Origin of the sequence: Cyclobacterium qasimii M12-11B (assembly GCF_000427295.1) — a bacterium.
In the GTDB taxonomy this organism is placed as follows: domain Bacteria; phylum Bacteroidota; class Bacteroidia; order Cytophagales; family Cyclobacteriaceae; genus Cyclobacterium; species Cyclobacterium qasimii.
Genome location: NZ_ATNM01000156.1, coordinates 1 through 16325 on the forward strand (window position 1 = coordinate 1; position 16325 = coordinate 16325).

Sequence of the window (16325 nt, forward strand, 5' to 3'; positions counted from 1 at the left end):
ATCCTGAATATGGAGGACATTATTCGAAATCATACTGATGAACTTGTTCGAAACATCCTTATTATTGAACAATAGTTGGGTAAAGTCTTCTTTGGGAATACTGCATATTTCAACTTTGTTTAGTGCAATGGCTGTTTCGGTATATAGTCCAGAACTTCCCAAAATTGAAAGTTGTCCGATAAAATCGCCGCGGCTGAACATGCCTGTAACATACTCTTTCCCATTTTCGTTGTGTTTGAAGGTTTTAACCTCTCCATGTTGAATTAAATATAGGCTGTGGGCGGTGCTTCCTTCCGAGAAAATTACTTCTTTGGGATTCAATTCTGTGAGATTTCTGTCTTCCGAAAGCTCTTTTAGATTTTGGTATTTTGTGGCTTCTTTGATAAATTCATTGATTCCTTCAACGTTCTTGGCAAATTCCTTTCGCAAAAAGCTGTTCTTGTTAAGACGAACTTCAATTGCTTCGAGCAATTCGTGTGCTTCAAAAGGTTTGGTCAGGTAATCATCAGCCCCCATTGTCATGCCCTTGCGTAAATCTGATTTTTCTGATTTTGCCGTAAGGAAAATAAAAGGAATACTTGCTGTTATATGGTCTTTGCTTAATTGCTCAAATACGCCGTAACCATCAATTATGGGCATCATTATGTCACATAAAATAAGGTCAGGTTTGAATGCTTGGGCTTTTTCAATTCCAATCTTCCCATTTTCGGCAGTAGTTACTTCAAAGTTCTCAAGTTCAAGGATTTCTGCGGTCATTTCGAGAACTTCCCGATTGTCTTCAATTAGCAGTATTTTTTTCATTTTTCATTAAATTTATAGGTAGTTCAACGGTGAAAGTGGTTCCTACATTAAGTTTACTCTCAAAGCTGACATTCCCCCCCATCAATTCAGTATACTGTTTTACGATATTCAATCCAAGGCCTGTTCCTTGAATATTTGTAACATTCTTGGCACGATAAAAGCGCTGAAACAATTGATATACCTCTTCTTCTGGTATGCCAATGCCTTGATCACTAAAGGTTAACAATAATTTTTCATCGTTACAATCAATCGTATAGGAAATCGTCTTGTTTTCGTCAGAATATTTTATGGCATTCGACAATAAATTGTGTAAAATATGTCGTGTTAATTTGGGATCAAGACCTACCTCAATAATGGTTTGATTCGATAGTAGGTTGATTACCTGACCTTTCTTTTTAATTCCTTGAATTTCTTCGACCAATGATTTGGAGAAATCTATAAAGTCGAATAAAATTGGCTGGGCCACTACTTTTCCTTCTTCCAGTTTGCTCAGCGAAAGGAAATCATTGAGTATGGCCACTAAGTTTTTTATACTCGATTTTATGCTGCCTACATATTTTAGCCGCTTATCCTCTTTGCCAGGCTCGTTCTGCCTTTCAATCAGGTTTGTAGCAGAAAGAATAACACTCAAAGGAGTTCTAAATTCATGAGAGGCCATTGAGATAAAGCGTGATCTCAATTCATTGAGTTCTTTTTCTTTCTGTAAGGTATTTCGAATCTCAATTTCAATCTTTTTTTGATCCGTGATATTATTGTTCACCAACAAGACCTGGACAATATTTTTGTCCTTATCAAATAAGGGTGTAGTATTGACTAAATAGGATCTACTTTGCAAATATATTTCAAATGAACAGTGTTGTCCTTCAAAAGTTTTTTGAACATTTGTGGCCACCTTTTTCTTTACTTCTTCTGGTACGATCGTGATCTCACTTATTGTAATAGCAGAGTCCGCTAAGTTTCTAAATCCCAATTCGTCCAATTCTTCGCCCCCCATAAATATCAATTCATACTTTGAATTAACGACTGCGACAAAGCCCTTTGGGAAATTTTTAGAAATATTTCCCAATAGTTCCTGACTGCTGAGTGCCCTGTTTTCGGCGGCTTTAGTATCCTGAATTTGGTCTTCTAGGCTTAAATTTGATTCCACCAATTTTTGGACGATATCCTTTAACTCTGTAGTGCGTTCAGAAACCCTGTTTTCAAGTAATTCTGCATAGGTAGCCAGTTCTTCTCTACTTTTGTTTAAAGCCGTTCTAACATTGTGTTGTTCAATGGCCACACTTGTTGCCTGGGTTATATTGAATATTATTTCCCTTTCAACAGCAAGTGGTTTCCTTGGCGTATTGAAGTAGATTGCGAAAGTTCCCAGTAACTCTTGGTTTGAGGAAAATAGGGGGAATGACCAGCATGCTTTAAGGTTATAAGTAGAAGCTAGTTCCTTGTATTTTTTCCAATTGGCATCATTCGAAATATCGGTAACAATGACTTCTTTTTTTAAAAAAGCAGCGGAACCACAGGATCCTTGTAGAGGGCCAATAGCAATTCCTTCAATTGCATTCATAAACCCTTCGGGTAGATTGGTCACTGTCAATTTATGCAAGGTTCCATTTTCTTTGTTCAGCAATAGAATAGAACCAACGCAATTGGGAATGGCCGTTTCTATTGTTTCAACAATTTTATCCGTAATGTTTTTTAGTGGCTCATGCTGGATGATCATATTCATCACATGAGATTGCCCAATTTTAAAGTATTCTTCCACCTTGAGCGCTGTAACATCATTCTGCACGCCAACAAAGTGGGTCAATACTTTATTGTCATTGTATATCGGTGTGATGGCAACCTCGTTCCAAAACAAAGAAGCATCTTTTCGGTAATTACGCAAAACTACACGGCAACCTTTCCCCTGTTTTAATGCAGTAGCCATGATCTTAATTTCCTTCTGATTTTTGTCCTGACCTTGTAAAAAACGGCAGTTTTTACCAATGAAATAATCTCTATCATAGCCTGTTGTCTTCGAAAAAGCATCATTGCCATAGATAATGGGGAAATCTGGCTGCAGTGCATCGCAAATAATAATGCCACTAGCGGTTGCGGCCAAGGCACGATTTCGAATGTACAGCATATTTTCAATGGTTTTCTCCGCTGTAATGTCCTGGATTGTTCCGAACCATTCTAAGGGATTGCCATTGGTGTCATAGGTTGCTTTGCCCTTGGCCATTATAAACCTTACTGTACCATCAGGCCTAACAAATCTTGTGTTTTTAGAATAAGGTGTTTGGTTTTTAATGGCGGAATCAATGGCAGCCAACGTGTCCTTCCTATCTTCAGGATGAATAAACTGACTGGCAGTTTCAACGGTTAGTTTTTCATCGCCTGGTGGGAGACCACATATCTTATAAAATTCGTCCGACCAATTTCTTTCATTGGTCTGCAGGTTCCAAACATAGCTACCGACATGGGCTAAACTTTGGGCCTCATTCATCCTTTCTGAATTAATGGCAGCCTCCTTTAATGCCGACAACCGGGTAGAGATATCCATTATAAAGGCGATGACTACTTTTTTCTCATTTATACTGGTTGGACTAAGGCTTATTTCCAATGGAAATTGCGTACCATTCTTTCTAAGACCCCACAAATCAATGCCTTTGCCCATAGACCTACTTTTAGGTTTCTTTGCATAATGCATTCTATGACCTTGGTGATTTTTTTGAAACTTTTCGGGAATAAGGTCTTCTACTTGTCTCTTTATCAATTCTCCTGCTTGGTAACCAAACATTTTTTCCACCGAAGGGTTTGCCCTGATTATACTACCCTCGTGGTCTACTACCAATATTCCTTCTACCGAAGATTCAAAAATGCCTTTAAAGAGTTCGTTGTCTTTTAATTCCGCTGCCATTCTATACAGGTTAATGCAAGTATTATATTCCTCATAATTTTAAGGGTTTTGAAATAATTGAGGAATTCATTAATAGGGTTTTTGATGGGTATCAGGATGAATTTCTTTAGTATATTCTAACGGTTGTTCTCGTAAAATACATATTTTATTTCATTTATTCATTAGACTAGTAGGAACTCAATACTTCGAGGTAGGCTCATTCGTTTCTGTCACCAATAAATCGACCATTGGCTTTTGGACTAAGGGTCCTGAATTAACCCCAATAATTCCCGAAGAAGTGAGTATTGTCTCACCTATTTTTTTGGTCGTAGGAATATTCCATAGAATAAGGGTGATGGCATGTGTAACGATGATTATAAAGGCCATGTTTTTGATAAACCTGATTTGGGTAAGTATTTTTCGGTCTTTCGAATTATGGCCGGTAGCTTTCTCAAATTTGTGTTGTATATCCTTTTCTACCGACCGAAGAAATTCAATAAGGAGCCACATACAATTGATAATGATAATGGCCTCAATAAGCCTATACCAAATATCAGTTAATTCTAAAAAGTTTAAATAGATGAAAATTAAGAGTATCGAGACTAAAAATTTGCTGGGCTTCTTAAGGTGCTTCAGCAGTTGGGTTTTTAAAACAGTCGGGCTTTTTGTATTGCTTGCTTTAAACAAGGTATAAATGACCCACTGCAAGGCCAGACCTAACATTAGGCAGGCTAGGAATGCCACCGAGTAGCTTAGCCAAGACATTTTTCCAATATAGGTTGACGTTGTGGTGTACATGTACTGTTTTGACAAATATATAATTGCCAAACGTACCTAGGTATGACATAGATCAGGAACAATTTTTATAGGGGATTATTGAGGTCCAACCTTTTGGATCAGGCTGTTAAGGTTTACTTGTGTTCTTCCAGAATTTTTTTAGCCGCTAAGTAGCCCAAATCAAAAATTTCATCGATTCCATTCATGTCAAAGGTATTGTATCCTGCCAAACCTTCTGGGGATATTACTATATCACAATCTGTGAATTTTAGGATGGATTCGGAGGCTGATTTTATTTTGTAAGCCCTTTCAACTACGCTATAGGCATGTTTTAGGTCTACTATGTTGATCTTTTTTAAGGGATTCACATAAACACCAATTATTTTTTCACAATCTTTTTGCAGTGGTTCAGTAGGAAAATTGTTCAAAACACCTCCATCTACATAGTAGTCATTGCCTATTTTTATGGGAGTGAACATCCCCGGAACGGAGGCTGAAGCAAGTATAGGTTTTATGAGTTGGCCTTTATGAAAAATTTTAAGCGTTCCATTAATTATATCGGTGGCGGTTATATAAAGCGGTTTTTTCAAAACATTGAAATTGTCTTCGGGAAAAAAGGCCTTGAAGTTTTCATAAAATTTTTCAGTATCAATAAAACCTGGTTTACTGAGGGCATACCTATTGGAATGAAAGATCGGAATGGTTTTGAAGAAATTCAACATTTCAGGCCAACCAACACCACCTGCATAAAGTGCACCTACAACGGCCCCTGCGCTGGTGCCAGAAATGTGGGTAGGATAGATACCATGCTCTTCCAGTGCTTTTATCACACCAATGTGTGCAACACCTCTCATTCCACCGCCAGAAAGTACAAGACCTGTATTCATATTTTATTTTGCTTATAGTGCTGTAAATTTACAAAGGGTATCAAACCTACAATATGATCTTAGTCATTTAATTGGGGTTATTGGCTATTTATTGACCACCATGGAAGCAAGATGGCCTGTTCTGTATAAAAAAATAAAAGCTAACCCATTTAATGGGTTAGCTTTTAATAACTTAATTTTTATTGGGTTTATATAATGGGATTTCCTCCTCTTTCAATGTGGGAAGGTCTGTCACCCCGTCTGTCTTTTTCTAGGAAGCCACTACCAGAACTCTTATCTTTAATTCTATCAGCGCTTGTATCCAAAGTATCCTGATGGTTGAAAATGGTTCTATTTTCAAAGTCATATCGTCCATAAAGACTTCGGTCATCTTCACTGTAATAGGATCGCATGGTATGAAGGAACTCTCCTTGTGGACCAGTCGGCCAGTTGTCACTATCAAAACCTGGCGCATTTTCCAGTGTTTCTTTGGTCTCCCTTACAAATATGGCATCATCATAGGAAGGGGTGAAACCAAAAGATTCGAAAGGTAGCGCAAGAAGTTTTGAGCCAAGGTTCAAGAACCCTTCGTCTACCTTTAATACGACATAATCTATCTGAGACGTGGTTTTGTTAAGAACGATGTCTTTGATGGAGCCAACAGACTCATCTCTCGCAGTTTTAACGTTACGTGAAATTAAATCCGTTCCTCTTAACTGAAAATCATTTGCATTTTTCATTTTAATAGTTGGTTTAATGAGAAAATCATTTAACCAGTATTTCTCAAGATTTGTGCCAAAACCAATATAATCTTAAAATACTATTAAATCTTTATATATTTGTTTTAAATAACTAAAAAAGAGATTAAATAAATATTTAATCAGTTAATTATTTATTTAATAAAGGCATTTCCTTTCTTATAATTTATTAAGAAGCTTTCACAATTGGGCTAAGTAAACCTTCAAAATGATTCATTAAATTTCTTTTAGCAGGCAATGCAAATTGTATCGAGGTGGGGACTTGAAATTCCTTATAATTTCAAATTATTCAGTTTTGCGACCATTAAGTAAGGCGTTTTAATCTCAAAAGCTTTGGAAGTGGGATGTGGCTACTTTTAAAGCGATTTCAGCACGTAACAGAAGGTCTATTGCATATTTCAGGTTTAACTCTCTATAGCCTTCTCAATACCTTATTGTCCACATCCAAGCTCGCTTGCTTTTGATGGATGATTGGATAAACTCTTGGACCATGTCCTGATATTTAGCGCCCGATACCTCTCTCCCTCTCATTCTTTTTGGCAGGGTGGTGATTTCTTCAGGTTCTCCAAAAGTGATTTTCTCGGCTTCCACGATAAGCATGCCATCGTTGATGTCATAAGCCAAAATCAAACCTGGAAGCCCGAATTGCTCCTCCGGACCCGTTGAAACGGGAATATCTGAGGCGAACCAAGCAGTGATCTTTTGGCCTTTAATGCTGTCTTCAGACACAGCTTTCATACACATGTGTCCCAGGATATCCCGTATTTCGTTCATTACCCTCCATTTTGGAGTATTTAGGCTGCCACGAACGATATAAGTTTTGCCCATTTGGTCCATGTATTTCAGATAGGTCTGGTCTTCTAAATTGTTTTCAATGAAATAGTCATTTACCTGCCAAGAGTAGCTTTGGACTTGATAGGGTTCTCCGAAAGTATAGACACTTTTTTCTGGCCAAAACTGAAGTTTCATCCGAGTGCTGTAGCCATCAGGATTACTCCAAGTGAGTAGAATTCTATCCTTTTCCTGCTCGGTAATGTGAGGGAGGCTGGAATAGATTTTATCATAGAATATGCGGTATCGGTACTCTACCTCACCCACTATATTTTGGGCTCTTACTCCTGTGGAAATTAATAATAGAATAAGGATCTTTAGGTATTTTAATTTCATTTTTTGAATATTTTAAGAGATGGCTGAATCTGAATATGTGGAATGGATTTGCAAAATATACCAACATTGAAACCTTTCTATTTAACTACTTATACAATGTTAGATTAGAAGGAATCAACTTACTCTGCTATCTATATTTTTTTACTTCTACTCCCCGCATATTATAAGTAACTCCAAGTAGGAAATACCTTGATAGCGTTTCAATCCTTCCAGTGGAAACGTAGTTTTGGCCTGCAAACTGGCTGATGGTTTGATTTTGCTTGAAGATGTCATATCCAGATAGCCTGACTTCCCATTTTTTAGTCTTGCCGAGTAGTTTATAGACGAATGCATTGAGGATAGGTACTTCCTGATCAAATCCAAAACTTTCGTTTTTATATTGGTTGTAGTTGAATTTCACATCTAAGTAAAAATCTTTGGGGAATTTTATGTTCATATTACTATAAGCACTCCAATTTATTATGTCCTGATTTTGGGAGGGGTTCTGTTCGTATTTGGTTTTGCTAAGTCGGAAAGATGACCCGGTATATAGGCTGAGCCATTCTAAAGGTGTCAGATTTAAATTTACCCCAAAGTTATTGCTAAAAGTATGGGTCTCTGTCTCGATTGAGTTGATGAGGGAGAGGCTTTTAGAATAGGAAGGATTTGCAGATATGTACGCGGAAGCCTTGGTTTTTACGATGGGAAAACCAAAACCTAGATATGGGTTATAACGCTGCCCCCCTGAAACATTTCCTGCCTTGTAGGTAGTGACAAAGGTTTCTGGGTCTATGGTTTGATTTTGAACTACTTGATTCTGATAGAATGTTGAATTGAATGAAACCCGCAAATTTATAAACGTGGCAGGATCATACATGCTATACCCTGTATTGAAAGAATGGGTTACTTCAGGCTCTAGATCAGGATTTCCTTCCCGTATATACAAAGGATTAGATATGTCTTTGTATGGCTGTAGGTCGGCGATATTTGGGGGATTGACGCCCATGATATAGCCTGCATTGATACGCTTGTTCCCTTTCATTGTTTTCGAGTAAGTTACATTAGGGGTAAAATTAAGGTAGCTCTTGTTCACTCGGCCTAATATCTCACTATCTTTTACGACTGAAAATTGTCCATTTAATCGATAACTGGAGGCGGCTATACCTACGCTTAAGTTATTGCCTTTGTTGGCATATCGCATGCTAGAACCAAATCTGTTGTAGGTAATTGTATTTTCAAAAAGTCGACTGAGGTCTGGATTTAGCTCTTGGGTGTCGCTCGATTCCACATCATATACTTGTCGGTCTGTTTCGCTCTGTGACTGGCTGAAATTATAGAAAGTCTCCCAGAAAAATATTTTTTGATTGGTTCGACAAAGAGTAGGCTTGACTTGATCAGGTTAGAGCCATTCAGTGACTGGTTCAATTGATCCAAGTTTCGGAAATAGGTATTTGGGTCTGTTGAGTTCATGAGATCTACAACAGATTTTTGTATACCATTTTGGTCTGCCTTACTATACGTATCACTGATACTGGCAGCAAAGTTTCGTCCATTTTTTTTGAATTTATGCCTATAAATTGCTGTGCCCTGAAAGGCCCCAGACCATTTATCCGATTGGTTGTTCCTATCCATTTGGCTTTGCTCCGTGCTACTGCGAATCAGCTCTTGATGGCTGGCCAAGTATGTCGTAAGTGAACTTAGCCTTCCTTTTGCGGTAATGGTGATGGTGTTGGCGCTGTCTAATTCGTTTTGAAAACGAAGGTTTACCCGATGGTGACCTGCCATGTTATTTTGTGAGCTTTGGTCAGTTGAAGTGAAGGAGGTATTGTCCTGCAAGAAATTTGTCCTGCTATTGAAACTCTCTAGCGATTGATCACTTCGGCTATAGAAGTAGTTGCTATTAAAATCCTTCTTATCCTTCAGGTAGTTATAATTGATGCCTATGGCTTGGTTGTTGGAGTAGCCAGAGTTGAGGTTATTGAAGGGAATTTCGAAGGATTCTTCATTGTCTCCACCTGAAAACGAAATATAATTCGTCGCACCCCTTCCATTAAAACCAAAGTCCCCAGTGTCGCCATATTGGAAAGCACTGCTCCCTTTAAACTCCTGTAAGTCATCCCAGCTCAGACCGGATTGGTTGACATTATTGCCGTAGCCGATCACCGAAAATTGGTTTACTTTGTCAAATTTATTGAATGAGGCATTTGCAGTCCATCTTCCGTCTGTACCCATTCCTGCAGAAAGCTTACCAAAACCTCCTTTCTTGGCTTCCTCCTTCAGCTCAACGTTCAAGGTTTTTTCCTTCACTCCATCTTCCACGCCTGTTAGCTTTGACTGTTCTGACTTGTCATCGAACAGCTGAAGCTTGCTTACTGATTCTGCATTCAAGTTTTGCGTGGCCATTTTTGTGTTACCTCCAAAAAAGCGCCTTCCATCCACTGTTACTTTCTGTACTTGTTCCCCTTGTGCAACTATATTTCCATCCTTGTCGATTTGTATTCCAGGCAGCTTGCGGAGCAATTCTTCCAGGGTCGCTCCAGGGGGAACTTTGAACTTGCTTGCATCATACTCAAGCGTGTCTCCCCGCATCATCAACGGTGCTTTGGCGGCTTTCACCACTACCTCATAGAGTTCCTGTAAGATTGGCATCAACTGAATCTCATCGACTTCCAAATCACCTGTTTCGGGAAGAACCAGTTCCTTTTGCACGGGAAGGTAGCCCATATAGGTGGCTTTGATGAGCAGCGGTTGTCTTTCTACGTTTTTGAATTGGTATTCTCCGTCTTCATTAGTCAGGGTGTATGTTACCAAGGTCGAGTCTTTTGGGCTAAGAAGTAGCACAGAGGTGTAATCAAGCGGCATATTCGTGGTATCTTTCACCACTCCCCGAATAGTAAGTTTGGATTGGGCATGGGAGGCAAAAGTGATGAAGGCCAGAAGAAGGCATGAAATGAGCAATTTCATTTTTTTTCAGGTTTATGTTAATAACAATAATTTCTTTGACTAAAAACGATCACACCATTGATCACTATCAGTTCACCTTTACAAGTTGAATTGGTAGTGTCAGAAGACAGGCTCAGGATTGAATACGATGTTTATGAATCCAATTAAAAAAGTGGAAGTTGAGCGAATTTAACTTTTTGAAACGCTTAATCGACTTTTTTAATTATTACTCTTGAGCTTCAAATTCTAATAGTATATGCGCCTTCACTTTTCTTCTTCGTATAGCTATCTTTTTAAACAAATCAAAAATTCCTTCTTTCAAGTAGTGCCATTCAATTAAAAATCGACAAATACTGAAATATAGTACTATACTATTGACTATCAAACTTCTACAATTATAGTAATAATATAACTAAAAACATAATACTAAATTGTTAAATAATGTTTATTTAGGAAAAAGCTATGGAAATAATTCTAATTTTTAAAGTGACAAACACATCCTATTAAAATGGGAATTTTCTAAAAATTGATTTCACTCAAGTAGAAAAGAGAAATACGGGTTATTTTTTCCCCTTACCAATCAGTGCAGTTAATCCAAACTCATTTATGGGGAAGCTTCCATTTTCAACTCCTAATGCATCAGTGGAATGCTCACTTTTTTGGCTGAGCTTGCCAATAACCCCAAGTGCCGGATCAGTACCAAAAGATCGTAGGTGGAAGTTTTCGTAAAGCTCACTTAGTCACTGATCGTTTTCATGTTCAAAAAATGGTCTATGATGCCGTTCAGGAAATGAGAATTTTCCATAGATGGGAGGCAATTGATCAGGAGAATAAAGAAATAGAATTAAGCAAAGAATTAAAAAAGTCATTTAATCTCAAAACTATTCAGGTCCTTGGCAAGGGACTTCCAAACGAGAAAAGTAAAAGGAGTAGCCTTCACCAAATTAGCTCCATGGTACAATGAAGTAGAAGCAGCAGGTTGTAAATCATTCAATATAGTATCTAAAACCATACAAAATGACTACACATCAATCTTCAACTTTTTGACAACCGAAGTACCAATGCTTCAGCTGAATCATTTAATGCAAAAATAAAGGCTTTTAGGACTCCATTCAGAGGAGTTACCAACATGGAATTTCCCTTTTTAGATTGTCAAAAATTTATGCTTGAAATGAGGCTCCCCAGATTTTGAGCTTGACTCAGAAACAGGTGGTTTTTTTAGAAAAAAAGATGGCTGGAAAAAAGAAAAGCCAGTTCGCAATGAACTGGCTTTGTCGGGGTGGCAGGATTCGAACCTACGACCTCCTCGTCCCAAACGAGGCGCGATACCGGGCTACGCTACACCCCGTTGACTTATTGGGAAGACAAAAGTAAGTAAAAATTGAGTAAATCAAAAAGGATTGCACATTATTTTCAATTTATTTTAATTTTTTATTTCGCCCTAATCTGTGTTTGAATGCTCTATAGGCATTTGTCATGGTTGTTGGGATTGCAATCACAAGGAAATCAGGTAGTTTTGAAATTTTAACATGACGCAACAATACTTTTGTAGACTACACCGACCTGCTGAATTATTTTTAACCGCATTTCAACAGTCAATAAATATTTATCGCTAAATTCTACAAGGGAAATAGGTTTGTCTTGAATATTTTGATGGCAATTGAAAGTAGTATGATGCCAAATATTCTTCGTAAAATATCCAAGCCTGTCTTCCCTAGTTTTTGCTCCAGAAAATGAGTGCTTTTCAAAACGACATATATGATACCCAGGTTTAAGATAATCCCAACTGCAATATTGGCTTGTCCAAATTCTGCCTTAAGTGTTAGGATAGTGGTCAATGTTCCTGCCCCGGCAATTAAGGGAAATGCTATGGGTACAATTGAAGTACTGGTTGAGCTTGCCTCAGGATCGGTTTTGAATATTTCAATGCCCAGGATCATCTCTGCCCCTATGACAAAGATGATCAAAGCACCGGCGATCGCAAAGTCTTCGACATCTATTCCAAACAGACTTAAAATAGATTTTCCTACTAGCAGGAAAGTCACCATCAATATCCCCGCTACAATTGTAGCCTTACCACTTTGAATATGGCCTACTTTCTTTCTAAGATTGATCACTATTGGTATTGAACCCAAAATATCAATCACAGAAAACAAAATCAGGGTAACAGATAATATTTCCTTTAAATCAAACACTATAAACTTATTTTAATATGCTTTGAGAAAGACAATTAATTTGTCAAACTCCAAATCATTCAATGCGGGGAAATTAGCAATTCTAAAGCTAGTTGGCTTTAATGGGCCATAGCCGCTACCCATTTGCATTCCATTGGCTTCAGCTTCAGATTTAATGCGTTTAATAAAGCTTTCTTCTCCCCCTACTCCTAATACTGTTCTACTTCTGGTCGCAGGATTGCTAACCAGGAAATCCAAGGCTGAGGAATTTTCAACGATGCTTTCCAAAGTCTTCATCCTTGCCTCTGTTTTTTCATGTACCTCCTTGATATTTGGCATATCAGCCAATACCCTATTCAACAGAAAAATGCCTAGAACATTTGGGGTATAATGCGTTTGGAAATTGGCAGCATTCTCCAACATGAAATTAAGGCTGTTGTACCTTCCGTTTTCGCCTTTTTCCTTGGCCCTTTCTACGGCTTTTGGGGAAAGGATCAAAACGCCCAGACCTGCAGGCAGGCCAAAACATTTCTGAACGGATGCATACCAGATGTCAGCTAAGTTAAAATCAAGATTGATTCCCGCCATAGAGGAGGTGGTATCTATCGCTAGCATTTTGTCTGGATACTTTTCTCCAATGGCTGCTATGGTTTCATTGCTGACCTGGGTAGCGTTGGCCGTTTCGTTTTGTGTGACAGCGATGATGTCAAAATCAGACCCAATTTCCAGGTCATTTACTGCCAAGGCCGTGTTTTTGTCCAGTACCAAAGCGGCAGTATCGGGATTGATGTGCTTGGCAAAGCCAAACCATTTTTTTCCAAATGAACCGGAATAAATATGGAAAGAGGACTTTAAAACCAATGACTGGGTAATGATTTCCCAGTTTTCTGTAGCAGAGGAAGTAAAGAGCAATTTGTAATCATTGGGAACGCCCAATTTTTCCTTGAATAGCCTTTCGGTATCTTTATAAAGGTCCATGAAAACCGCACTGCGGTGATTGGCACTTAAGATTCCTAGTTGAAAAGCCTCCTGAAAATAGTCAGGTAGCTTGTCATGTACCTTAGATGGACCCGGAGCAAAAGTGAGTATAGCCATTATGCGTTTTCTTTCTTATTGTCAATGAAATAATTCAATCCTAATTCGTAACCTTTCAATCCCAAGCCCGCAATCATGCCCACACATTCCTTGGAAATAATGCTTTTGTGGCGGAAAGTCTCTCTTTTGTAAATATTTGAAATATGTACTTCCAGAACTGGGCTGCTGATGCCTGCAATAGCATCTGAAAGGGCGACCGAAGTATGTGTATACGCACCAGCATTAATAAGGATGGCATCATGCTCAAAGCCTACTTCATGAAGCTTATTTACCAGCTCACCTTCCACATTACTTTGGTAATAGGTCAATTCCAGGTCTGGATATTTTTGAACCAGGGTTTCAAAATAATCTTCAAATGAGCGACTGCCATAAATTTCTGGCTCTCGCTTACCTAATAAATTCAAATTGGGCCCGTTAATGATCGTGATTTTCAATGTTTGAAGGATTTAATTGACTACTAAACAGGCGCAAAGTTAAGCATTCGGAAAACAACTTAAATGGATATTCATATGTTTTTAGAAAAACTATTATTTAATACCCGCATTAAGTTAATTTTACTTTGTGTCTTGGGAAAAGAATAAAAGCTTTTGGTTATTACCTGAAAATTGAGCGTTCTCTAAGTGAAAACTCAATCCTGGCTTATCGACAAGATATCGATAAGCTCGCAGGGTTTTTGGCGAAAAGCTTCCCAGAAACCATGCCCAATAATGTGCAATTGTACCATCTTCGACAATTTGTAAAAGTGCTGGCTGAATTGTCCATTTCAGAGTTTTCTCAGGCGAGGATAATTTCAGGGATCAAAGCCTTTTTTAAGTTCATGTTGTATGAAGATAAAATCACTGAAAATCCCGCCGCCTTGCTCGAGGCACCCAAGCTAACACGAACATTACCTGATACCTTAAGTTATGCCGAAATAGAACAATTGTTTGAAGCAGTTCCTTTGGGGGAGCCTGAAGGACATAGAAACAGGGCAATGATGGAGATGCTATATAGCAGCGGACTTAGGGTTTCCGAATTGACAAACCTGAAACTAAGTCAATACTATGAAGACATTGGGTTTTTGAGGATTCTTGGAAAAGGAAACAAAGAACGTTTGGTACCTATCGGAAAATCTGCTGCCAAATACCTCGCCATATACTTAAATGAAGTTAGGGCCCATCAGGTGATTGCGGCAGGGCATGAAGACTATGCGTTTCTAAATCGGAGAGGAAAAAAACTTTCCCGGGTGATGGTGTTTTTAATCATTAAAAAAACGGTGGAAAAAGCAGGGATAAGTAAAAAGGTAAGTCCCCATACTTTCAGACACAGTTTTGCTACCCACCTTGTGGAGGGTGGGGCAGATTTAAGAGCTGTACAAGAAATGCTTGGACATGAAAGCATCACCACCACCGAGATTTATACCCATCTTGACCGGGATTACCTTAGACAAGTCTTAAATGAATTCCTTCCCGGAAAAGCTTAAATTTAACGGCACCTATCATTGGAAAAAGCCATTTACTGACGCTAAGTGCCGACTTGTGAAGCATTTCCTACTATTTGAAATTTTCCAGGCTTAAGTCAAAAGCACTCCGGAATGCTGTTTTTAGCTGGTATTGGTCGATTCAGTTAAGGACTAATTGTGAAGTTCACAAATAGAGTTTACGTTAGGCATGTTTTTTGAACTGTGGACTCCTTTAAAAAATATTTTCAATAACTTTCTTCAGAACAATGAAAACTACCTTCTTTTTAGGACTTATAATTTGGTTGATGACTTTACCTATGGAGGTCAGCGGTCAGGAGAGGCTAAAGAAATTGATCGGTGAGAGAGAGCGTTTGCACCTGGAATGGCAAGAATCTGAATCCCGGAAGTCAGGAATTTTTGGCAACAGAACAAAAAAGACATGACGGTAACCAATGAATGGATGACTCGTATCTTGCAGAAAGACAATCAGATAATTGGTGAATTGGAATTGCGAAAAGACATAGAAACTTCCGAAATTGGCAATGAAAAAGAGGATTACAAATACATTGCTCAAAAGGCTGAAGAAGATATTGTAAAGCTCAAAAGAGCCCTTGAGATTAGAGATGAGAAAATCCAGGAAGGGCTTAAGGAAAAACGCACTTATGAATGGTTGACCCTTATTTTTTTGTAAGTAGCATGGTATTGGGTTTTATGTATTCCAAAAAGAGAAGGAATAAGGTGGTATAAGAATCAGAAGTATTACGGTTTTCTTTAATTTTTGTTTTATTATCCGCGGGGTTTTGATAATTTCATTTTTTAAAACCTAAAACGATTATGAGTAAACTAATTATTAATAGCTTTGAAGACTTTCAAGAATACATAGGAAAAGAATTGGGAGTTTCTGAGTACCACGAAGTAACACAAGATCAGATTAATCTTTTTGCCGATGCGACCATTGATCACCAATGGATTCACACAGATCCCGAAAAAGCAAAAGCCGAAGGTGCCTTTGGTGGGACTATAGCACATGGATACCTTACCCTTTCATTGGTGCCATTTCTTTGGAACCAGATTGTGCAAGTTAACAACCTGAAAATGATGGTTAACTATGGAATCGAAAACTTACGATTTGCCAATCCAGTGAAAGTCAACGATGAAATCCGGATGCATGCTACTCTAGCAAATATCAGTGACCTTCGAGGTACTATAAAGACGGAAATGAAAGTAAAGATTGAGATTAAAGGGGAAAGAAAACCTGCACTTGCTGCTCAATTGATTTTCCTTTACCATTTCCAGTAAGCTTTATATTAAGTTTTAACACAATTATAGATTATCCCTACAGCGCTATTTTAAGGTCTCAATCTGCTGAAAATTAGCTCAATTAATAGTTTTTGTTGTTTTAAAGTTTTATTAATTTAAAAAGGAACGTATTTTATCGTTAGGTTAAAA

General features: G+C 38.1%; 16 protein-coding genes and 1 tRNA gene. 5 read left to right on the forward strand and 12 right to left on the reverse strand.

Going from position 1 to position 16325, the window contains the following annotated elements; all coding sequences use genetic code 11:
• The 8 genes from ADICYQ_RS20165 to ADICYQ_RS29040 form a co-directional block, all read right to left on the reverse strand.
• Nucleotides 1-801: response regulator (locus ADICYQ_RS20165; protein ID WP_040417278.1), on the reverse strand; the 801-nt coding region annotated here is incomplete at its 3' end.
• A complete protein-coding gene (locus ADICYQ_RS26285; protein ID WP_020889873.1) occupies nucleotides 779-3697 on the reverse strand; it encodes a sensor histidine kinase in 2919 nt (972 codons plus the stop codon). The genes ADICYQ_RS26285 and ADICYQ_RS20165, both read right to left, overlap by 23 nt.
• Before the next feature lie 177 nt (nucleotides 3698-3874).
• Nucleotides 3875-4186: a hypothetical protein gene (locus ADICYQ_RS27230; RefSeq protein WP_146947563.1), complete on the reverse strand. Its 312-nt coding sequence runs from the start codon at nucleotides 4184-4186 to the stop codon at nucleotides 3875-3877.
• Nucleotides 4187-4587: 401 nt separating this feature from the next.
• Complete coding sequence (locus ADICYQ_RS20180) at nucleotides 4588-5340, reverse strand: patatin-like phospholipase family protein (RefSeq protein WP_020889875.1); 753 nt, start codon at nucleotides 5338-5340, stop codon at nucleotides 4588-4590.
• Nucleotides 5341-5528: 188 nt separating this feature from the next.
• The gene (locus tag ADICYQ_RS26290) at nucleotides 5529-6059 is read right to left on the reverse strand and encodes a PRC-barrel domain-containing protein (RefSeq protein WP_020889876.1); all 531 of its coding nucleotides are present in this window, start codon (nucleotides 6057-6059) and stop codon (nucleotides 5529-5531) included.
• A 441-nt stretch (nucleotides 6060-6500) separates the two neighbouring features.
• Nucleotides 6501-7244, reverse strand: a complete 744-nt coding sequence (locus tag ADICYQ_RS20190; protein WP_020889877.1) for a GLPGLI family protein — start codon at nucleotides 7242-7244, stop codon at nucleotides 6501-6503.
• Nucleotides 7245-7371: 127 nt separating this feature from the next.
• Nucleotides 7372-8511, reverse strand: a complete 1140-nt coding sequence (locus ADICYQ_RS29035; protein ID WP_161625618.1) for an outer membrane beta-barrel protein — start codon at nucleotides 8509-8511, stop codon at nucleotides 7372-7374.
• Nucleotides 8484-10187 (reverse strand): carboxypeptidase regulatory-like domain-containing protein, encoded by a 1704-nt coding sequence (locus ADICYQ_RS29040; protein WP_051160303.1) that lies wholly within the window; start codon nucleotides 10185-10187, stop codon nucleotides 8484-8486. The genes ADICYQ_RS29035 and ADICYQ_RS29040 overlap by 28 nt, the downstream gene beginning before the upstream one ends.
• 664 nt (nucleotides 10188-10851) lie before the next feature.
• On the opposite strand from ADICYQ_RS29040, the gene ADICYQ_RS20200 reads away from it, so the two are divergent.
• A complete protein-coding gene (locus ADICYQ_RS20200; protein WP_040417279.1) occupies nucleotides 10852-11130 on the forward strand; it encodes a transposase in 279 nt (92 codons plus the stop codon).
• A 310-nt stretch (nucleotides 11131-11440) separates the two neighbouring features.
• On the opposite strand, the gene ADICYQ_RS20205 is transcribed toward ADICYQ_RS20200, so the two are convergent.
• The 4 genes from ADICYQ_RS20205 to aroQ form a co-directional block, all read right to left on the reverse strand.
• A tRNA-Pro gene (locus ADICYQ_RS20205) sits at nucleotides 11441-11514 on the reverse strand.
• A gap of 271 nt (nucleotides 11515-11785) precedes the next feature.
• Nucleotides 11786-12361 carry a MarC family protein gene (locus tag ADICYQ_RS20210; protein WP_020889883.1) on the reverse strand — a complete coding sequence of 192 codons (576 nt, stop codon included), beginning with the start codon at nucleotides 12359-12361 and terminating at the stop codon, nucleotides 11786-11788.
• Nucleotides 12362-12373: 12 nt separating this feature from the next.
• Entirely contained in the window at nucleotides 12374-13429 is a 1056-nt protein-coding gene (locus tag ADICYQ_RS20215; RefSeq protein WP_040417349.1) for an aminotransferase class V-fold PLP-dependent enzyme, read from the reverse strand.
• A gap of 5 nt (nucleotides 13430-13434) precedes the next feature.
• Nucleotides 13435-13869, reverse strand: a complete 435-nt coding sequence (aroQ, locus tag ADICYQ_RS20220; RefSeq protein WP_040417280.1) for a type II 3-dehydroquinate dehydratase — start codon at nucleotides 13867-13869, stop codon at nucleotides 13435-13437.
• A gap of 125 nt (nucleotides 13870-13994) precedes the next feature.
• Between aroQ and ADICYQ_RS20225 the strand changes: the two genes are divergently transcribed.
• The 4 genes from ADICYQ_RS20225 (at nucleotide 13995) to ADICYQ_RS20235 (ending at nucleotide 16175) form a co-directional block, all read left to right on the forward strand.
• A complete protein-coding gene (locus ADICYQ_RS20225) occupies nucleotides 13995-14897 on the forward strand; it encodes a site-specific tyrosine recombinase (RefSeq protein ID WP_020889886.1) in 903 nt (300 codons plus the stop codon).
• A gap of 245 nt (nucleotides 14898-15142) precedes the next feature.
• A complete protein-coding gene (locus tag ADICYQ_RS29045; RefSeq protein WP_235114815.1) occupies nucleotides 15143-15319 on the forward strand; it encodes a hypothetical protein in 177 nt (58 codons plus the stop codon).
• Nucleotides 15316-15567, forward strand: coding sequence for a hypothetical protein (locus tag ADICYQ_RS29050; RefSeq protein WP_235114817.1), 252 nt, complete (start codon nucleotides 15316-15318; stop codon nucleotides 15565-15567). Before ADICYQ_RS29045 ends, ADICYQ_RS29050 begins: the two co-directional genes overlap by 4 nt.
• A 143-nt stretch (nucleotides 15568-15710) precedes the next feature.
• Nucleotides 15711-16175, forward strand: a complete 465-nt coding sequence (locus tag ADICYQ_RS20235) for a MaoC family dehydratase (protein ID WP_020889891.1) — start codon at nucleotides 15711-15713, stop codon at nucleotides 16173-16175.
• Nucleotides 16176-16325: the final 150 nt, after the last annotated feature.

Bases quoted from the DNA above. Each gene is read 5' to 3' on its own strand.
- ADICYQ_RS26285 (WP_020889873.1), bottom strand. From the start codon at position 3,697: ATGGCAGCGGAATTAAAAGACAACGAACTCTTTAAAGGCATTTTTGAA.
- ADICYQ_RS27230 (WP_146947563.1), bottom strand. From the start codon at position 4,186: ATGTGGCTCCTTATTGAATTTCTTCGGTCGGTAGAAAAGGATATACAA.
- ADICYQ_RS20180 (WP_020889875.1), bottom strand. From the start codon at position 5,340: ATGAATACAGGTCTTGTACTTTCTGGCGGTGGAATGAGAGGTGTTGCA.
- ADICYQ_RS26290 (WP_020889876.1), bottom strand. From the start codon at position 6,059: ATGAAAAATGCAAATGATTTTCAGTTAAGAGGAACGGATTTAATTTCA.
- ADICYQ_RS20190 (WP_020889877.1), bottom strand. From the start codon at position 7,244: ATGAAATTAAAATACCTAAAGATCCTTATTCTATTATTAATTTCCACA.
- ADICYQ_RS29040 (WP_051160303.1), bottom strand. From the start codon at position 10,187: ATGAAATTGCTCATTTCATGCCTTCTTCTGGCCTTCATCACTTTTGCC.
- ADICYQ_RS29045 (WP_235114815.1), top strand. From the start codon at position 15,143: ATGAAAACTACCTTCTTTTTAGGACTTATAATTTGGTTGATGACTTTA.
- ADICYQ_RS29050 (WP_235114817.1), top strand. From the start codon at position 15,316: ATGACGGTAACCAATGAATGGATGACTCGTATCTTGCAGAAAGACAAT.
- ADICYQ_RS20235 (WP_020889891.1), top strand. From the start codon at position 15,711: ATGAGTAAACTAATTATTAATAGCTTTGAAGACTTTCAAGAATACATA.